Below are 15,710 nucleotides of genomic sequence, written 5' to 3' on the forward strand. Positions count from 1 at the left end.
CCCACAGCTACCGGGCCGGGATCCTGCGGGATTTCGTCGTGTCGAGTAGTTTCAGCTTCAATGAGTACATGCCGCCCGTCTGGTCTTTGCGCCCAAGCCTTCCCTCTGACGCTTCATGGATTGCCGAGCTCCGCGCTCAAGTCATGCGTCCCGATCTCGAGCGGCTCGGACGCTGGGATCCGGTGCACGTCAGAGAGCGCTTCGTCACGGGTTTTCACCCAGCGCACACGTTTGTTATCGAAGTTGAGGCCTCCGCGGTGGGTGTCATTGCTGTCCGCCCCGAATCGGATGAAAAATGGATTGAACACTTCTATCTAGCTCCGGAGTACCAAGGGCAGGGTCTGGGGGGCGCTGTGCTGCGCCATGTATTGATGGCGCAGCACGATCATCGGCCTTTCCGGCTAAATGTCCTCCAAGGCAGCCCGGCGAGACGTCTCTACGAACGCAACGGATTCGTCCACGAGCACGAGGATTCGATCGATGTCTTCCTCGTCGCCGAAACGGACCAGAAGATTGTACCCAGGACAACCTGTTCCCTCTGAACGTTAGCCAAAGGCGACAGTAGCTGCGAGGCTCCCGGGTCCTGCTGGTAATCGTAAATCGCGACTTGGATGGCCGACTTGGAAGAAAGGGYGGACTGCCTTTGGCCACGGTTCGACCTCATAGAAGTCGTGCAGTAGGGCGCGGCAATCCGTCAACGAGTAGCAAATAGGTGCTCGGCCACTCGACCGAACGCGAGAACGACAAATTCCGGAAGCCAGCCATCGAAGCGGTGATGGACCGCGCCTCGCCAAACGGCAGCTCGAAGGCATGTTCTTGACCGGGGCTGACCGGCAAAAGCGCGTGTTCGGTAATCACCGGGCGAGTCTCCGACACAGGAACCCCAGGCGCGCCTGCCCGTGCTCCGCAGGATTCCGAAACGGAACGGGAAGCCGGTATTTCTGCTGCGCTTCACCCGCCAACGAAGTTAACAGTCACGCCAGCATTTGTAGGGGACTTGGCTCGGCGGGGAGCGGCCCAACGGCGGCGTGGGGGGACCGTCTTACAGCGCGTTGCGGTCTTGTTTCGCGCGGGCGCGGTGATTGCGGACGGTGTCACGGTTTGCGCAGCGCACGGAGCAGTAGCGCTGGCGACCGTTGCGCGTGACATCGACCACGACCGCCCTGCAGGGATCACCTGATGACATCCCGGCGGCGCACCGGCTGAGCCTATGTGCGCCGCGAGTGCTCAGGTGCAGTGCAGTTCCGACACTGATCACGGCGAGCAATACCTGTGGAAGAGCCTGGTCGAGGTCGCGGTAGTGAAGATGCCATCCTTCACCGTCGTGATCGGTGAGGCGCGGATAGGCGGCGGCAGCAGCCATTTGGGCGTTCAACAGATCGGCCCTTTTCCGTGGATCGCGTTCATCGACGACTGAGAGCCACGCGTCAAGGACGGCGCGGGTTTGCTCATGATCGTCTCCGGCGGAGAGCCTGTAGTCCATCGTCATACCGAACTCCCGAGTCCGCTGCACGAGGCCGTCCCTGTCGGCTGGCCAATCGTTGGCCAACGAGGCGGCAAGGAGTACCGCGTACTCACCGTAAGGGTTGAGATGCATAAGGGTATTACATCATTGTTGGAGGCATGATGATTTTTCCTTGGGCTGCCGATCCGCAGACGCGATATATGTATCCAGCGGGCAGGACGGTGCGCGCGTGATCGCGGCCACGGACCTCGGATCGGGGGTTTCGATGGCCGCGGCAAGCGGGATGGCTCTAACGGCACTGGGCATGGTGCTCACGCCGGGTCCGAACATGGTCTACCTGGTTTCGCGCAGTGTGAGTCAAGGGCCAGTGGCTGGAATGATTTCTCTCGCAGGTACCTGTGCTGGCTTCCTCGTCTACATGACGATGGCGAACCTCGGGCTCGCGTTGGTGTTCGTAGCGGTGCCGTGGCTCTATGCGGCAATGAAAGCCGCGGGAGTCCTCTACTTGGCCTACCTCGCCTGGCAGGCACTCAAGCCCGGCGGTCGCAGCGTCTTCGACGTTCGCGCCCTCTCGCGCGATTCGGCACGCAAGCTCTTCCGCATGGGCCTCCTCACGAACCTTCTGAACCCAAAAACAGCCGTGATGTACCTTGCGCTCATTCCGCAGTTCATCGATACGGGCCGTGGAGGAACAACTGTCCAGGGCTTTTCCCTCGGAGCGATCCAGATCGCGGTGAGCATACTCGTGAACGCACTGATCGTCCTCGGTGCCGGGTCGATCTCTGCATTCCTCTCCGGCCGGCCGAACTGGACGAAGTGGCAGCGGCGCGTCACCGGTTCGGCGCTCGGCCTGGTAGCGGTCCTCCTCGCGCGGGAAGTACCAGAAAAAGCACGCATATAGCGATTCTGAGGATGAGAGTTCGCCGGGCCCGCGTGCCCACACCCGCACTGCAGTAAGGAGTCCCTACGGCTCAAGCGATTTCGACGGCTTCTCCGTGCACGATGATCCCGCCGTGCGGTGGAATATCAATGGTGAGTCTGCTCGGGCGGCCGACGTGGCTGCCCTGGCGCACCACCACGCGGCTTGGCGGTTCCACGAGGGAGAGCAGGCGGAGGTATCCGCCGAAAGCAGCGGCAGCCGAGCCGGTCGCCGGATCTTCGGTGATGGCGCCCACCGGGAAGAGGTTGCGCGAGTCGAATTCGTCCGGCCCCATCCCGTAGAGCGTCGTGACGGTGCCGGCCCAGTTCTGGGCATCCATCAGCGTGCGCATGGGATCGGGGTCGAAAACGAACGAGTCAAAAGTCTTTCGTTCCGCGAAGACGAGAATGGGGTGCCAGTTTCCGGCAAAAGCGATCATCGGAGGGTACCCGGGGTGCAGCTCGTCCCGGTCCACGCCGAGCAACCCGAGCAGAGCGCTCAGGACGCCATCGGGGAACTCGGCCACTCGCGGCTCCACGCTCGTGAAGCTTGCCGTCACCGCTGCGACCTGGCCCGCAGTCTCGATAACGACGGGCCCCACCGGGGTCTCGAAAACAAAGGTCCCCGCGCCATCTCGCCCTGACAGCGCGACGGCCAAAGCAATTGTGGCATGGCCGCAAAACGGCACCTCGGCGATCGGGGAGAAGTACCGAACACGGTTCCGGCGGGGGTCTCCGTCAACCGTCGCCTCGGTGATAAAGACCGTTTCCRCATACCCGATGTCGGCCGCGATGGCCTGCATCCGGGCGTCGTCGAGGCGGGTTGCGTCCAGGACTACTCCCGCTGGATTTCCGCCGTCGGGGGTGGTGGTAAAGGCGGCATAACGAAGTACGTCGGGTGTCTGATTCATTGCTACATCCTCGGTGGGTTGTGAAGATACGGGCGTGGCGAAGACCAACAGGGCGAAGCGAAATGCGACTAGTAGCACTAGTCCTGTACGGCTCTGCCGGCCATGGCGAGGGAGATGTTTCGGGGGAGGCGCTGGGCGATGCCGGCCAGCAGGCGATTTCCCAAGCCTGAGACGACGCTTACGGGTGTAGTGCGGCGATCGAGAGCGCGCAGGGCAGTGTCGATGACCTCGCTGGCGCCCTGCAGCCGGCCGACCGCTGCGGCCTGGCTCCCGAGTACATCGAAAAACTCGGTGCGGGTAGCCCCCGGGCAGAGCGCGAGCACGCGAAGGCCGGATTCCTTCGTCTCATGTGCCACGGCTTCGGTGAAGCTCAGGACAAATGCCTTGGTTGCTCCGTAAACCGCCATCCCAGGTACCGGCTGAAAAGCTGCGGTACTGGCCACGTTGATGAGTGCGCCCCTCCCGGCGGCGAGCATCTCGGGGAGGAATGCCCGCGTGGTCTCAACGAGAGAGGCCACGTTGAGGGAGATCTCCGAGGCGATGACCGCGGGGTCTTCCTTGACCAAAGGGCCGCTCGTGGCGAAGCCCGCGTTGTTGATCAGGGTGTCGATGCGGATGCCCCGGCCGGCGAGCTCCTCGCGGAGTTCCGCTCCGGCTCCCGCACGGCTTAAGTCCTTCGAGAGCGTAGTCACTGAAATGCCGCTCGAGTCGCGCAGCTTCCGGGCGAGGTCCTCAAGCCGGTCGGTCCGCCGTGCGACCAGCACAAGGCTGGCCCCGCGCGCTGCAAATCGTGCGGCAAACTCCGCGCCGAGCCCGGAGCTCGCTCCAGTGATGAGTGCCGTGGTTCCGGTGTAGCTCATGGTCATGTCGAATCCATTCCGTGTGGCGGCCACTCTATGTAGCCAATGCCTACATAGTAGACAGTGGCACCATTGTAGTCAATGACTACTTTGTGGCTATACTGATCTCATGACCGATCAGCCCTACCATCACGGCAAGCTCCGCGAGGCGTTGGTCGCCCGTGCAAGGGAAGTCATCGAAGAAGCAGGAGTCGAGGGACTTTCCCTACGGCAGCTAGCGCGTGACCTGGGTGTGAGCCACGCGGCACCCGGCAAGCATTTCCGTGACAAGCAGGCGCTTCTCGATGCCCTCGCCCTTGACGGTTTCCGCAGCATGAATGCGAGGATCACAGAAGCGTCCGAAGCCGCCGGAGACCATCGGTCACGCTTTGTCCGGATCGCCAGGGCCTATGTGGACTTCGCGGTCGCCCATCCGGTCCTGTTGGCCGTGATGCACTCCACCAAGCACCATCCTGATGCCAGCAATGAACTGCGCAGCATCGGTGAAGACGGCATAACGGTCGCCAGGGCGATCATCGCTGAAGCCCAGGAGGCCGGGGAGCTCGCGCCAGGGGACCGCGAGTTGCTCGCTCTCGTCTGCTTCGTGAGCCTGCACGGAGCCGCTGTGCTGGCGGCGGGCAACCTCCTGGATGGAACTTCTATCGGCGCCCTGACGGTTGCCACAACAGACCTGTTGTGGGCGGGAATGGTCGCAGGTATTCCCGCACCCCGGGGAGCCTCGGGAATCGGCCCATGAGCCGCTCTCTTAGACGAACTCGGCGTCCTAAACACCCGTTGAGCCGAACCAGCCGTCAGGCATCCTTCGTTCAACGCACGGATTCGAAAACAACGCTTATTGACGTTCGCCAGAAGGCCTCCCTGTGCGTGGAGGTTTGCCGGCCTGCGGTCCAGCCGGGCACCCGCCGTAAAACGCTCACGCTGCTTTGACGACCGCAGCGTTGGCCTCGTCTTCTGCGGACCCCTCGAGCCAAGTGAATCGACGGATTTTTTCGGATGCCCGGCACGCGTTCCCTCGGAACTCGGCGGTTTGCGCGGGCGCTCTCGTCCCACAGCTATGTTCAACGAAGATGTTCCACGAAAACGTAGAGAACAACTTCGGGGATACTAGCCGTGTTCCCGCAGGGCCCACCGCAGTGTCACATCCTTGACACACCTCAGTCTCACAACCGATCAATTACTGAGACAGCGTGGTCATTCAGCCATGGGCTTCGAAGGTTGTCATTTTCAGCAGTCGAGAGGCACGGAATGTCAGAAGTCCTCTGCACTCTGAACCGGTCATCGTGACGTTAGCCGAATGTCTGGTGGCCGGGTTCCATGATCCGGTTCAGCTGTTGTCGGGCCGCGCGTTGCAGCACCAGCACGGTCCTGGGATGAAGCTGTTCCGTCAGTTGGCTGCGCTGCGGTGGCTTCGGTAAATTCTTAGCCCGTCACTCTGGAGAAAGATGGCGCGTTCGTTGCCGCCCGCCAGATGGAGCCAAAGCAYGCTGCCGTCAACTGCCAGCATGTCGATGCGCCCGGTAGCGATGACTTCCCCGTGCTGGTGGATTTGCACGTAGTCGGCCCGTGAGAGCTTGGACCAGTTGGCAATGGGGGCGGGCTTCCGGTTTTCTGTATGAGATCCGGACGATCGGGGCGTCATGGCTTTTCCTTGGGTTGGGGCGACTGCGGTGTCGGAATCGTTTGAGCGTCGGGGGAGGTGGCAGGGCGGCGTTTCCGCCACCCTGCCTCCTCCTTATGGGCTCTCTTCCCACGCCCGACTATCGGGCTGCCTGTTGCGATGGAGTGCGGGAAGAGCGCCCATCTGTGCCGGACATTGGGCCGGCAGTCGGTGGTGATGGTTCGCTCGGGAGACCCGTTTTGCTCGCGAACATCAGGGCAAATCTCCCGGGGAGCTTTCGCCGTCAAGAGCCGGCTCTCGCTCAGTCCCGGTCACTGCGACGAGCGTCGGAGCGAGTGAAGCCGGCGGTGGCCCGCCCGGGTTTTTGAGGAGAAGTGCAGTGGATCCGTGCCCTACGCCAGGCCGCCCGCCCGCCGCCCAAAGACGCACCCGGCAGCAAGTCCGGTGCCCCCCGGGTAGTTGACGCTGAATAGTCCGCCGAGCATTTCACCTGCCACGAACAGGCCTTCGATGTGCTTGCCCTCTGCGTCCAGGACGCGGCCGTGGGTGTCGGACTTGATGCCACCGAAGGTGAACGTGATTCCGCAGGTGACGCCGTAGGCGTAGAAGGGTCCGGTTTCGATCGGAGCGGACCAGTTGCTCTTGACCGGTTCGGTTGCGGCCTTCCGGCCATCCTTAACGTTGGGGTCGAACGGGGTGGACCGCTCGATCGAGCTGTTGAAGTCCGTCACGGTTTTGGACAAGCTTTCCGGGTCAATGCCGATTTTGACGGCCAGGTCCTCGAGGGTGTCGGCGACCTCGACAGAGATGCCGGGCATCTCGTATTCTTCGCTGCGCAGCATGGGCCGAAGGCCGGCGTCGAAGATCTGGTACGCAACCGAGCCGGGCTGCTTGAGGATTTCCTTGCCGTACTTGGCGTAGGTGTAGTTCCGGAAGTCGGCACCCTCGTCCAGGAAACGCTTGCCGTCGGTGTTGACGATGATTCCAAACGGGTAGCTTTGCCGGGTGAGGCGGTTGGTGAGTTCGCGGTTGCTTTCGTTGGTGGCGGTAAAGGCATCCCACTGGACGCTGTGGCAGCTGCCCCAGTCTCCGCCCTTGGTGGCGCCGATCTCCAACGCTGCGGCGATCATGTCGCCGGTGTTGTAGGGAGTGCCGCGTACCTTGGCGTTTTCCCAGCCTTCGCCCAAGTACTCCCGCCGCCGCTTCGGGTCGGCCTCGAAGCCTCCGGCGGCGAGGATCACGGATTCTGCCCTCAGACGCAGCTCCCCATCAGCGGTGTTGGCGACGACGCCGGCTACACGGCCGTTCTCAACGATGAGGCTTTGGGCCGCGTGGCCGTACCTGACTTCGATGCCCAGCTCTGCAGCGACCCGGGTGTGGTCTTCGATCAGGCCTTCGCCGCCGCCTACGTTTCCCACGTGCAGGCCGCCCCAGAAGAGGTAGGACCCGTCGGCACGCTCGAAGGCCTGACGCTCGTACATCAGGCGGTACTTCAGGCCCAGGCTGTTGAGCCACCGAAGGGTGGACTGGCTCTCGGCAATGAGGACTTCCGTCAGTGCCGGGTCGTTGCGGCCTTCGGTGACCTTTTCCAGGTCAGACGCGTATTCCTCAGCGCTGTAGGGCGGAACGACGGTCCGGCTGTGCCGTTCGTCCGGTTCCACGAGCCCCTGGAGGTCGTCCAGGCCGTTGTGGACGATGCGTGTGGCGCCGGCGGTGTAGAAGCTGTTGCCGCCGGCCATGTCTTTGGTGCCTTTTTCGAGCAGGATGACTTTTCGTCCGCGGACGGCAGCGGCGTGGGCCGCCGTGAATCCGGCATTTCCGCCGCCGACGACGATTACGTCGGCCTTGGTGAGGTTTCCCGCTGCAGGTTCGTTCTGATCAGCCATTGTTTTCCGTCTCCTTCATGTTGAATTCATGAGTATTCGACTGTATACACAGTCTGGCAGGGGTGATTTGGGGGTAGAGGCGGCCCGGGGGTGTTAGCGGTGGGCCGGTACGGGGGCTGGCTCTGCCGCTGTCACGGGGAGCGGTTCCTGGGCGGCGAGGCGGTTTTGGCGGCGCTCCAGGGCCACGGCGAGGGCGCCGAGGGCGATGTTGACGACCAGGAATCCCAGCGCGGCAACAAACTGGGCCTGCAGCAGGGACCGGGTGTAGTACTGGCCGATGACGGTGGCGGACCTCAGCAGTTCCATGTAGCCGCCGAGCACAAAGGCCAGTGCTGTTCCCTTGAAGAGGATGATGAGCTGGCTCACGAGGGCAGGACTCATGGACCGCAGGGCCTGCGGGAGCAGGACCAGGCGCAGCGTCCCGACGTGGGAGAAACCCAGTGCGAGGGAGGCCTCGGCCTGACCGGGCGGCAGCGCGAGGATCCCGGAGCGCAGCAGGTCACCGATGACGGCCCCGCTGTACAGGGTCAGCGCGATGACCAGGAACCAGAAGTCCCCGAGTTTGAGGCCGTAGTTGGGCAGCACCAGGGATGTGAAGTAGAGCAGCAGGAGCAGGGGGATGCTGCTGAAGACGTCCGTGTAGACCCGGCAGGTCCGGCGCAGAGGTGCGTGTGTGGAGACGAGTCCGAAGGCCAGGAGGCATCCGGTGATCATGGACAGCACCATGCCGACGGCTGCGGCTGCGATGTTGTTCCASAGCCCCTGGCCGAGAAGCGCCCAGAGTCCGGGCTCGGTGAACGGGGCCCACGCCGCGGCGCTCAGTTCGCCTTTGTCGTAGAGGACGCGGAAGACCAGATAGGCGCCGGCGATCACGATGAGGGCGGTGAGGATTTCCAGGCGCAGGTGGCGGCGTTTGGCGCGCGGACCGGCCGGGTCAAAAAGCGATATGGTACTCATCGGCTGAACGCCACCTTCTGATCGACTGCGGATACGAGCCGGCCGATGACCAGCCCGATGGCGAGGTAGCAGAGGGCGGCCCCGCCGAAGATAATGAACGGTTGTGCCTCATCCACCGCGATCTTGTCCGAAAGGAACGTCAGTTCGGATACCCCTACCAGGGCAGCGACCGAGGTGTTCTTGACCATGGTGATGAAGACGTTGCCCAGCGGTCTGGTCACCGTGGCGAAGGCCTGCGGGAGGACGATGAGTTTCAGTGAGGCCATCGGCCCGAAGCCCAGGGCGCGTCCGGCTTCCAGCTCGCCGCGGTCCACGGTGTTCAGGCCCGCGCGCAGGGTTTCGGCTACGAACGGCGCGGTGTAGAGCACCAGAACGATGGCGGCCGAGGCGTAGAGTGAGTACTGGATGCCCAGGACCGGGAGTCCGAAGACAAACAGCACCATCTGCACGGGAAGCGGCACGTTGCGGAAAATCAGCACGTAGGCCGAGGAAACAGCCCGGGCCGTCCTGATGGGGCTGGTCCGCAGTGCGGCGAGCAGTGTCCCCAGGAGCACCGAACCGGCGGCACCCAGGAGAACGAGTCCCAGAGTCACCATCACGCCCTGGCCGAAATCGCCGAGGTGATTGAGAAGGAATGACATCAGCGGATCCCTACAGCGTTACTTTGGGCGGGGTAACGTCGCCGGGCTTGACCTGGCCGATCGTCGCGTCGTAGGCCTTCTTCCAGTCCCCGTCCGCGATGGCCTTGGTCAGGAGCTGATCGAGGTAGTCATGAAATGCTGCGTCGTCCTTGGCCACACCGATGGCAAATTCCTCGGCATCGGCCAAATGGCCGTCCGCGATGCGGTAGGCATCCGGATTCTGGGACTGGACACCGAGCAGGATTGCCTCGGTAGTGGTCACCGCGTCGACCCTCTTATCCTTCAGTGCCTGCGCGCATTCACTGTAGGTGCTGAACAGGACCACGTTGGCCGCGGGCACGGCCGCGCCGATGAGCTGGGCCGCGCGGGCGCCGGTGGTGGAACACACCGTCTTTCCGGCCAGGTCCTCGGGTTTGTTCACTGAGCTGTCGTCCTTGCGTACCAGCAGGGCCACGTTGCTCTCAAGGTAGGGTCCGGCGAAACTGACGACTTTCTTCCGTTCGTCCGTCACTGCATAGGAGGCGATGACGGCGTCGACCTTGTTCTGCTGCAGGAACGCCTCACGGTTTTTGGTGACCGCCTCAACGAACTCGACATTCTCTGCACTGCCGGTGAGGTCCTTGGCCAGGATTCTGGCCATCTCAATGTCCAGGCCTTCCATCTTGCCGGTGATCGGATTCTTCACGCCAAAGAGCGGCTGGTCGAATTTGACCCCGACGATCACTTTGCCGCGTTTCTGGATCTTGTCCATCGTGCTGTTGGCCGGGAAGCTCTGGGCCGGTTTGGTCTCGGCGGCCGGGGTGCTGCCGCCGCAGGCTGTGGTGCCCAGGATCAGTGCGCCGGCGATGGCCAGGGCCGGCAGGAAGTGCTGGCGTTTCATGGTGACTCCTTAGGGTGGGTGCGTCGTTGCACAGGTGCTGTTAGTGGACCGAGGAGAGGAAGGCTTTGGCCCGGTCGGAGGAAGGGGAGGTGAAAAACGTTTCAGGGTCGGCAATTTCCACGATGGCTCCGGCGGCCATGAACACGATCCGGTCCGCGAAGGYCCGCGCGAACGACATCTCGTGGGTCACGACGATCATCGTCGTGCCGCTCTGCGCGAGGCTCCGCATGGTCGCCAGAACCTCGCGGGTGGATTCCGGATCGAGCGCCGAAGTCGGTTCATCAAAGAGCAGGACCTTGGGATCCATGGCCAGTGCGCGGGCGATGGCCGCGCGCTGCTTMTGGCCTCCGGAGAGCTGGGACGGCCGGCTGTGTGCCTTGTCGGCGATGCCGACCATGGCAAGCAGTTCGTGGGCCCGCGTCTCTGCCGCCTGTTTGTCCAGGCCGAGAATTTTCCGTGGGGCGAGGGTGATGTTCTCCAGGATGGTCTTGTGGGAGAAGAGGTTGAAGGACTGAAAGACCATCCCCACCTCGGTACGGAACTTGTACAGATCCCTGCCCTCCACCGGCTGTTCGTGGCCGTCGATGAGAATGTGGCCCTCGTCGATGGCTTCGAGCCGGTTGATGCACCGGCACAGCGTCGATTTGCCCGACCCTGACGGGCCCAGGATGACGACCACCTCGCCACGGCGCACCGACAAATCAATGCCGGTCAGGGCCTGCATGCTGCCAAAGCGCTTGCCGACTCCGCGGAACTCAACGACGGTGTCCGTCTCCGTGATGGCTGTCATGATCTATCTCCTTTGATGGAATACGACTGTATACAGTGAAGTACAGTGAAGTACAGTGTGGCATGGTGACCGCAATCACGGCAAGTCATTACGAGTCTTCGATGGGTGCGAACGCTTCGCCACCACCGCGGCAGTTACCAACGGCAGCGGTCTGCGCAACCGTGGCAGCACCGGGCTGATGCCCGGGAGAAGGCAGAAAAGCTGGCGCTTCGGGGCCCGGAGAGCTAGCCGGAGAGCCCGGCAGTGATCTTAGTGGGAGGCCGATTTCCGCAGCAGGTCGAGCCTGATCCGACGGGCTGTCTCCATGTGCTCGCGTGCGGTGTTCCGCGCAGCAGTTTCGTCGCCGGCGGTGATGGCCGCGACCAGCTTCGAATGCTCGGCCAGGGCCTCGTCCCAACGCTCTCCCACAGACAGAGTCGAGTGCGGCGTGCGGATCAAGTGGGTGGACAGCCGCTGCAGGAGATCCTGGAGCACGGGATTGTGCGCAGCCGCCCAGACGGCAGCGTGGAACTCCAGGTTCGTCGACGCCCGGGTGTTGTCATCCGGCTCCGAAAGTGCGCGGTCACGTTCCACCAGGCCTTCGAGCTGCATAATGTCAGTGATGTCGTGGGACAGGGCCGCCTGCCCGGCCGCCTCCTGTTCCAAAAGAATCCGCACGTCATAGACCTGGATGACTTCCTGGGGTGTTGCCTGATGGACCTGCAGTCCACGGGCGCCGCGGTCCAGAAGACGGTCGTGCTGGAGGCGGCGAAGAGCCTCGCGCACCGGCGTGCGGGAGACACCGAAGCGTTCCCCCAAGGTAACTTCCCGCAAGGGAGTGGCGGKAGCAATTGCACCGGCCAGGATTTCAGAGCGCAGCTGGGCGTAGATAGAATCTCCGTCGTGCCGCATCGTTTCAGAACCAGGTGACACAACTTTCCTTCCACAGTGGCGACTCGGAAGGGAGGCTTACGCCGCCACTCGGTCCCGCCAGTTCGCAGGCCCGAAGCCATCGCCCGGACACCCATAGTATTTCAGTGGATACGCAAGTGTCCAAGATGTGTTGTCCTTTCCCTCCGGACGGTGCATGAGTCGGAGTTGTTCGGCCGCCGCGGCTTGGTTCGGCGTCAGTAACTTTTCGCCGTCCGGGCGGAGCTCGCCCGTCGGTGATACGTGCCGGTAAAGGGTCTGGCGGGTGATGCCGAGTTCGGTGCAGAGATCGCGGACTTTGGTTCCGGGCTTGCCCAGGGAGGCCGTGGCGAGCCTGAGTTTGGCCGAGGTCATTTACTCGGGAGACTAAGTCGCATAGCCCGACATGTAGATCGCTGCGCCCTGCAGGGCCGGTCAGATTAGACAGATGTCCGGTCGTGAAGCGGCCTGAAGGAGCTGGAGCCGGCGAACCAGTCCGATTCGGGAGCATCGCCGGAGTTATCCCGCCGGGCACCCTCGATCCGTCCTCCTGGGTTGTGGAACTCACCGCCGAACAACACGAGGGGTTCCCGCTTGGTGATGTCCAGTGCGATGACCTCGCCGACGACGATGATGTGGTCGCCGCCGTCGTAGATATTCCACGGCCGGCACTTAAGCGTCGCGGCGTTCCCCGTCAGCACCGGGACGTTGCCGTCCAGCGTCCATTCCGGTTCCGCGTCAAGGACTTTGCCAGCGAAGTGCAGGGCCACATCCTTTTGTTCTACCGACAGGATGTTGATAGCGAAGGGCGCAGCTTCCAGATACCGGGCGCCGCGCGAGGACCGGGTCAGTGTGACCTGGGCAAGCGGCGGGTCGAGGGATACCGCGGTGAAGGCGCTGACGGTGGCGCCGTGCGGAACGCCGTCGTCCGTCCGGGTGGTGACCACAGTGACACCGGTGGCGAACGTGCCAAAGGCGTGGCGCAATTCTCGTTCTTCAATGCATCCCATGACTTCCTGAGTCATCGACTTCTCCTTTCTGCTGTTGTTCAGGCCGCGCTGAATTACCCAAGGTCCCCGCCGCCCACCGGCAGCACCGCGCCAGTGATGTAGCTGGCGTCGTCAGAGGCCATGAACAAGATCGGAGCTGCCTGCTCTTCCAGCGTGCCATACCGCTTGAAGAGGGTGCTTTCGGTGGTCTGGTCCACGATCTGCTGGTACCACGTCTCTTCCTGGGCGGACTGCGCGTTCGGGTTGCGCGGGACCTTCCGCGGCGGAGCTTCGGTGCCGCCGGGCGCGGTGGCCACTACCCGGACACCCTTCGGAGCGGCTTCGAACGCCAGCGACGCGGTCAGAGCGTTGACCCCACCCTTGGACGACGCGTATGGAACGCGATTGATGCTTCGGGTGGCTATCGAGGAGACGTTCACGATGACCCCGGCCGTCCGTTCGACCATGTGCGGCAGCACTGCGCGGCAGCACCACAGCGTGGGGAAGAGGGAGCGCCGCACTTCGGCCTCGATCTCGTCCTCCTCGTAGTGCTCGTAGGGCTTGGTCCAGATCGTACCGCCGACATTGTTGATCAGGATGTCGATGCGTCCGAACTCTGCCACGGCGTAGGCCATCAGCTTCACGGCGCCCGCATAAGTTTCCAGATCGCAAAGGAAGTATCGTGCGGGTGCATCACTGGCCGTCAGCTCAGCACACACTTCAATGACCAGCTCGGACCGGTCCGCCAGCACTAGGGTGCCTCCCTCGGCCGCAATCTTACGGGCGACGACGGCACCAATCCCTTGGGCAGCGCCGGTCACCACAACAACCTTGTCGGTAAAACGCATTGCTGTGCGTCCTCTCTTATTGGGATTTTTCAGCCGTTGAGGCCAGTTCGATATCTGCGTAGGTGCCCCCGCGTCAGCTGATGGCTTCACGTTCCCGTGGCGCCGGCTCCGTCGAAGCAATTTCGGCTTTAACTGTCGAGCTTCGCACCATCAGGGTGGCCAGTCCGGCCAGAACCAGGGGTACCGCGAGTGCCATGAAGTAGCCGGAGACGCCCAGTCCCGTGAGAATGAGCCCGCCGAGGGCGGAGCCCACGATGGAACCGAGGCGGCCAATTCCGATGCCCCAGCCGGTAGCCGTGGCACGAAGTTGAGTGGGGTAGGCGTTGGCGATCAGGTAGTTCAGGGCCAACTGCTGGCCGCCAATGCCGAAGCCGGCCAGCCCGATAAGCACGAAGACCAGCGCAAAGTTGGAGCCGGCCAGGCCCAGGCCCAGCGCGATGACGATCCCCGCCGCAAACATGACCAGCAGCAATTTTCTGGGGTTGACCTTGGGCAGGATGATGGACAGAGGGATGGCGAAGAGGATAAATGCGCCGTTGACGGTCACGGTTCCCATCGCGGCCTGCGAGCCGGCCAGCCCCAACATCTTGAGCGCGGTTGGCATCCAGAGCAGCAGCAGGAACCACGCGATCCAATTGAGCAGGTAGGTGGCGAAGACCGCGATGGTGACCATCCGGTACTTAGCGGAGAAAAGTGCGGCGACGGAGCTGCGCTCCTGCATTTTGTCGTTGGTTGCGAGCACGGCGTCCGGGCTGACTGGGCTCCCGGAAATTGAGGCCATGATCTGACGCGCCTGTGCGTCGGCTGCGGAGGTGCCCTTGGCCGCCAGGAAGATCGGCGATTCGGAGAGAATCTTGCTGCAGACCAAAACCATGGCAAGTGGCAGCACGCCGCCGGCCAGGAAGATGCCACGCCAGCCCATCACTGGCAGCCATGCCGCCGCCACAAGCCCACCGAGTAGCGCGCCACCGGGCAGGCCAAGCAACACCAATGTCATGAACGTGCCGCGGCGCGATTTGGGACTGTACTCGGCGGTCAGTGCCAGCAGCGCCGGGGTGGCCCCGCCCATGCCGAGGCCAATGAGGAAGCGCAGAATGACAATCTGCTCCAGGGATTGAGCAAAAGCACCGGCAAGGGAGAACACACCAAAAAGGGCCAGTGCGAGCAGGATGGTCTTCTTCCGACCGATCCTGTCCCCGAAGGTGCCAAGGGACATTGCGCCCACGCACATGCCAACGGTGCTGGCGGTGATCACCCAGGTCATGTCAGTGGCCTGCAGGCCGAAGTCTTCGGCGATTGCCGGTCCGATGAATGCAATCGACTGGGTGTCGAATCCGTCCAGCAGTGCGATCACGAAACAGAGGACGACGATGGACCATCGTCTGATTCCCATGGGCGTGTTGTCGATAACGTCCTGGACGTTATAGGCGAGTTTAGTCACCGGTAACTCACTTTCGTGTGATGTTCTGACCCGACCGATCCGGGGGCCGGGCGGCTGCGGCCACTTCATTTTGGGCACGCTGCATTACGGCGGGTGGTGGGATGATATTGGGGTTCAGCGCCGGGGCCGGGCTGTTCCGGCCCCGGCGCTGACAWAGGGGGTTTAGCCCCGGGGATCGAGCACGAAGTTGTAGGTGACTTCGCGGCCCTTGCCGTCGGCGCGCTCGGTGGGGGCCAGGACGAGTTCGGGCTTTACGGCCGAGGCGATGTCGTCGGCCACGTGCTCGTCGCCTTCGAAGTAGAGCTGGGTGGTGATGAGCTCGTGCTTCGGGGCCGAAACCTTCAGGTGCAGGTGGGCCGGCCGCCAGGCGTGCCAGCCGGCCGCGGCGATGAGGGCACCGCAGGCACCGTCGGTGGGGATCTGGTACGGCGCGGGCTGCATGGTGTTGATCTGGAAGTTGCCCTGAGCGTCGGCGATGATGGAACCGCGGAGGTTCCATTCGGGCAGCCCGGGGGCGAACTGGGAGTAGAAACCGAGGTCATCGGCGTGCCACAGTTCGATCAGTGCTCCGGCGAGCGGCTGGCCGGCGACGTTCGTGACCTGGCCCTGGAACAGCAG

Annotated in this window: 18 protein-coding genes; 3 read left to right on the plus strand and 15 right to left on the minus strand. The window is 63.1% G+C overall.

Features of this window, described 5'->3' with window-relative positions; translation table 11 throughout:
• Window positions 1–542 (plus strand): GNAT family N-acetyltransferase (locus AC1D1S_RS12125; protein WP_476994542.1); only part of this gene is annotated, 542 nt, incomplete at its 5' end.
• A 118-nt stretch (window positions 543–660) separates the two neighbouring features.
• On the opposite strand, the gene AC1D1S_RS12130 is transcribed toward AC1D1S_RS12125, so the two are convergent.
• Window positions 661–876 carry an antibiotic biosynthesis monooxygenase gene (locus AC1D1S_RS12130; protein WP_476994543.1) on the minus strand — a complete coding sequence of 72 codons (216 nt, stop codon included), beginning with the start codon at window positions 874–876 and terminating at the stop codon, window positions 661–663.
• A 166-nt stretch (window positions 877–1,042) separates the two neighbouring features.
• A complete protein-coding gene (locus AC1D1S_RS12135; protein WP_243178487.1) occupies window positions 1,043–1,597 on the minus strand; it encodes a CGNR zinc finger domain-containing protein in 555 nt (184 codons plus the stop codon).
• Between the two features lie 97 nt (window positions 1,598–1,694).
• Here AC1D1S_RS12135 and AC1D1S_RS12140 point away from each other — a divergent pair, with 97 nt between their 5' ends.
• On the plus strand, window positions 1,695–2,366 hold the full coding sequence (locus AC1D1S_RS12140; protein ID WP_243178486.1) for a LysE family translocator: 672 nt from the start codon (window positions 1,695–1,697) through the stop codon (window positions 2,364–2,366).
• A gap of 70 nt (window positions 2,367–2,436) precedes the next feature.
• On the opposite strand, the gene AC1D1S_RS12145 is transcribed toward AC1D1S_RS12140, so the two are convergent.
• Both AC1D1S_RS12145 and AC1D1S_RS12150 read right to left on the minus strand, forming a co-directional pair.
• Complete coding sequence (locus AC1D1S_RS12145) at window positions 2,437–3,294, minus strand: PhzF family phenazine biosynthesis protein (RefSeq protein ID WP_476994544.1); 858 nt, start codon at window positions 3,292–3,294, stop codon at window positions 2,437–2,439.
• 77 nt (window positions 3,295–3,371) lie between these two features.
• Entirely contained in the window at window positions 3,372–4,160 is a 789-nt protein-coding gene (locus tag AC1D1S_RS12150) for an SDR family NAD(P)-dependent oxidoreductase (protein ID WP_243178483.1), read from the minus strand.
• 103 nt (window positions 4,161–4,263) lie between these two features.
• On the opposite strand from AC1D1S_RS12150, the gene AC1D1S_RS12155 reads away from it, so the two are divergent.
• Window positions 4,264–4,890, plus strand: coding sequence for a TetR/AcrR family transcriptional regulator (locus AC1D1S_RS12155; RefSeq protein WP_476946628.1), 627 nt, complete (start codon window positions 4,264–4,266; stop codon window positions 4,888–4,890).
• A 648-nt stretch (window positions 4,891–5,538) separates the two neighbouring features.
• Here the strand turns inward: AC1D1S_RS12155 and AC1D1S_RS12160 are convergent.
• From AC1D1S_RS12160 to AC1D1S_RS12210, 11 genes are all read right to left on the minus strand, one after another.
• Window positions 5,539–5,793, minus strand: a complete 255-nt coding sequence (locus tag AC1D1S_RS12160) for a hypothetical protein (RefSeq protein ID WP_476994545.1) — start codon at window positions 5,791–5,793, stop codon at window positions 5,539–5,541.
• A gap of 371 nt (window positions 5,794–6,164) precedes the next feature.
• The gene (gene tcuA / locus AC1D1S_RS12165) at window positions 6,165–7,658 is read right to left on the minus strand and encodes an FAD-dependent tricarballylate dehydrogenase TcuA (protein WP_476994546.1); all 1,494 of its coding nucleotides are present in this window, start codon (window positions 7,656–7,658) and stop codon (window positions 6,165–6,167) included.
• A gap of 93 nt (window positions 7,659–7,751) precedes the next feature.
• Window positions 7,752–8,615, minus strand: a complete 864-nt coding sequence (locus AC1D1S_RS12170; protein ID WP_476994547.1) for an amino acid ABC transporter permease — start codon at window positions 8,613–8,615, stop codon at window positions 7,752–7,754.
• Window positions 8,612–9,256 carry an amino acid ABC transporter permease gene (locus AC1D1S_RS12175; protein WP_028276552.1) on the minus strand — a complete coding sequence of 215 codons (645 nt, stop codon included), beginning with the start codon at window positions 9,254–9,256 and terminating at the stop codon, window positions 8,612–8,614. The genes AC1D1S_RS12170 and AC1D1S_RS12175 overlap by 4 nt, the downstream gene beginning before the upstream one ends.
• Window positions 9,257–9,266: 10 nt before the next feature.
• Window positions 9,267–10,136 (minus strand): glutamate ABC transporter substrate-binding protein, encoded by an 870-nt coding sequence (locus AC1D1S_RS12180; RefSeq protein WP_043435953.1) that lies wholly within the window; start codon window positions 10,134–10,136, stop codon window positions 9,267–9,269.
• Between the two features lie 40 nt (window positions 10,137–10,176).
• On the minus strand, window positions 10,177–10,926 hold the full coding sequence (locus tag AC1D1S_RS12185) for an amino acid ABC transporter ATP-binding protein (RefSeq protein ID WP_476994548.1): 750 nt from the start codon (window positions 10,924–10,926) through the stop codon (window positions 10,177–10,179).
• A 249-nt stretch (window positions 10,927–11,175) separates the two neighbouring features.
• A complete protein-coding gene (locus AC1D1S_RS12190; RefSeq protein WP_476994550.1) occupies window positions 11,176–11,817 on the minus strand; it encodes a GntR family transcriptional regulator in 642 nt (213 codons plus the stop codon).
• Window positions 11,818–12,254: 437 nt separating this feature from the next.
• Entirely contained in the window at window positions 12,255–12,839 is a 585-nt protein-coding gene (locus AC1D1S_RS12195) for a flavin reductase family protein (protein WP_052355050.1), read from the minus strand.
• 38 nt (window positions 12,840–12,877) lie between these two features.
• Window positions 12,878–13,651 (minus strand): 1,6-dihydroxycyclohexa-2,4-diene-1-carboxylate dehydrogenase, encoded by a 774-nt coding sequence (locus tag AC1D1S_RS12200; protein WP_476946623.1) that lies wholly within the window; start codon window positions 13,649–13,651, stop codon window positions 12,878–12,880.
• A gap of 73 nt (window positions 13,652–13,724) precedes the next feature.
• Window positions 13,725–15,092, minus strand: coding sequence for an MFS transporter (locus AC1D1S_RS12205; RefSeq protein WP_028276558.1), 1,368 nt, complete (start codon window positions 15,090–15,092; stop codon window positions 13,725–13,727).
• Window positions 15,093–15,254: 162 nt separating this feature from the next.
• Window positions 15,255–15,710: dioxygenase family protein (locus AC1D1S_RS12210; protein ID WP_476994549.1), on the minus strand; the 456-nt coding region annotated here is incomplete at its 5' end.

The sequence above is a fragment of the Arthrobacter sp. P1_A5 genome, assembly GCF_056406825.1.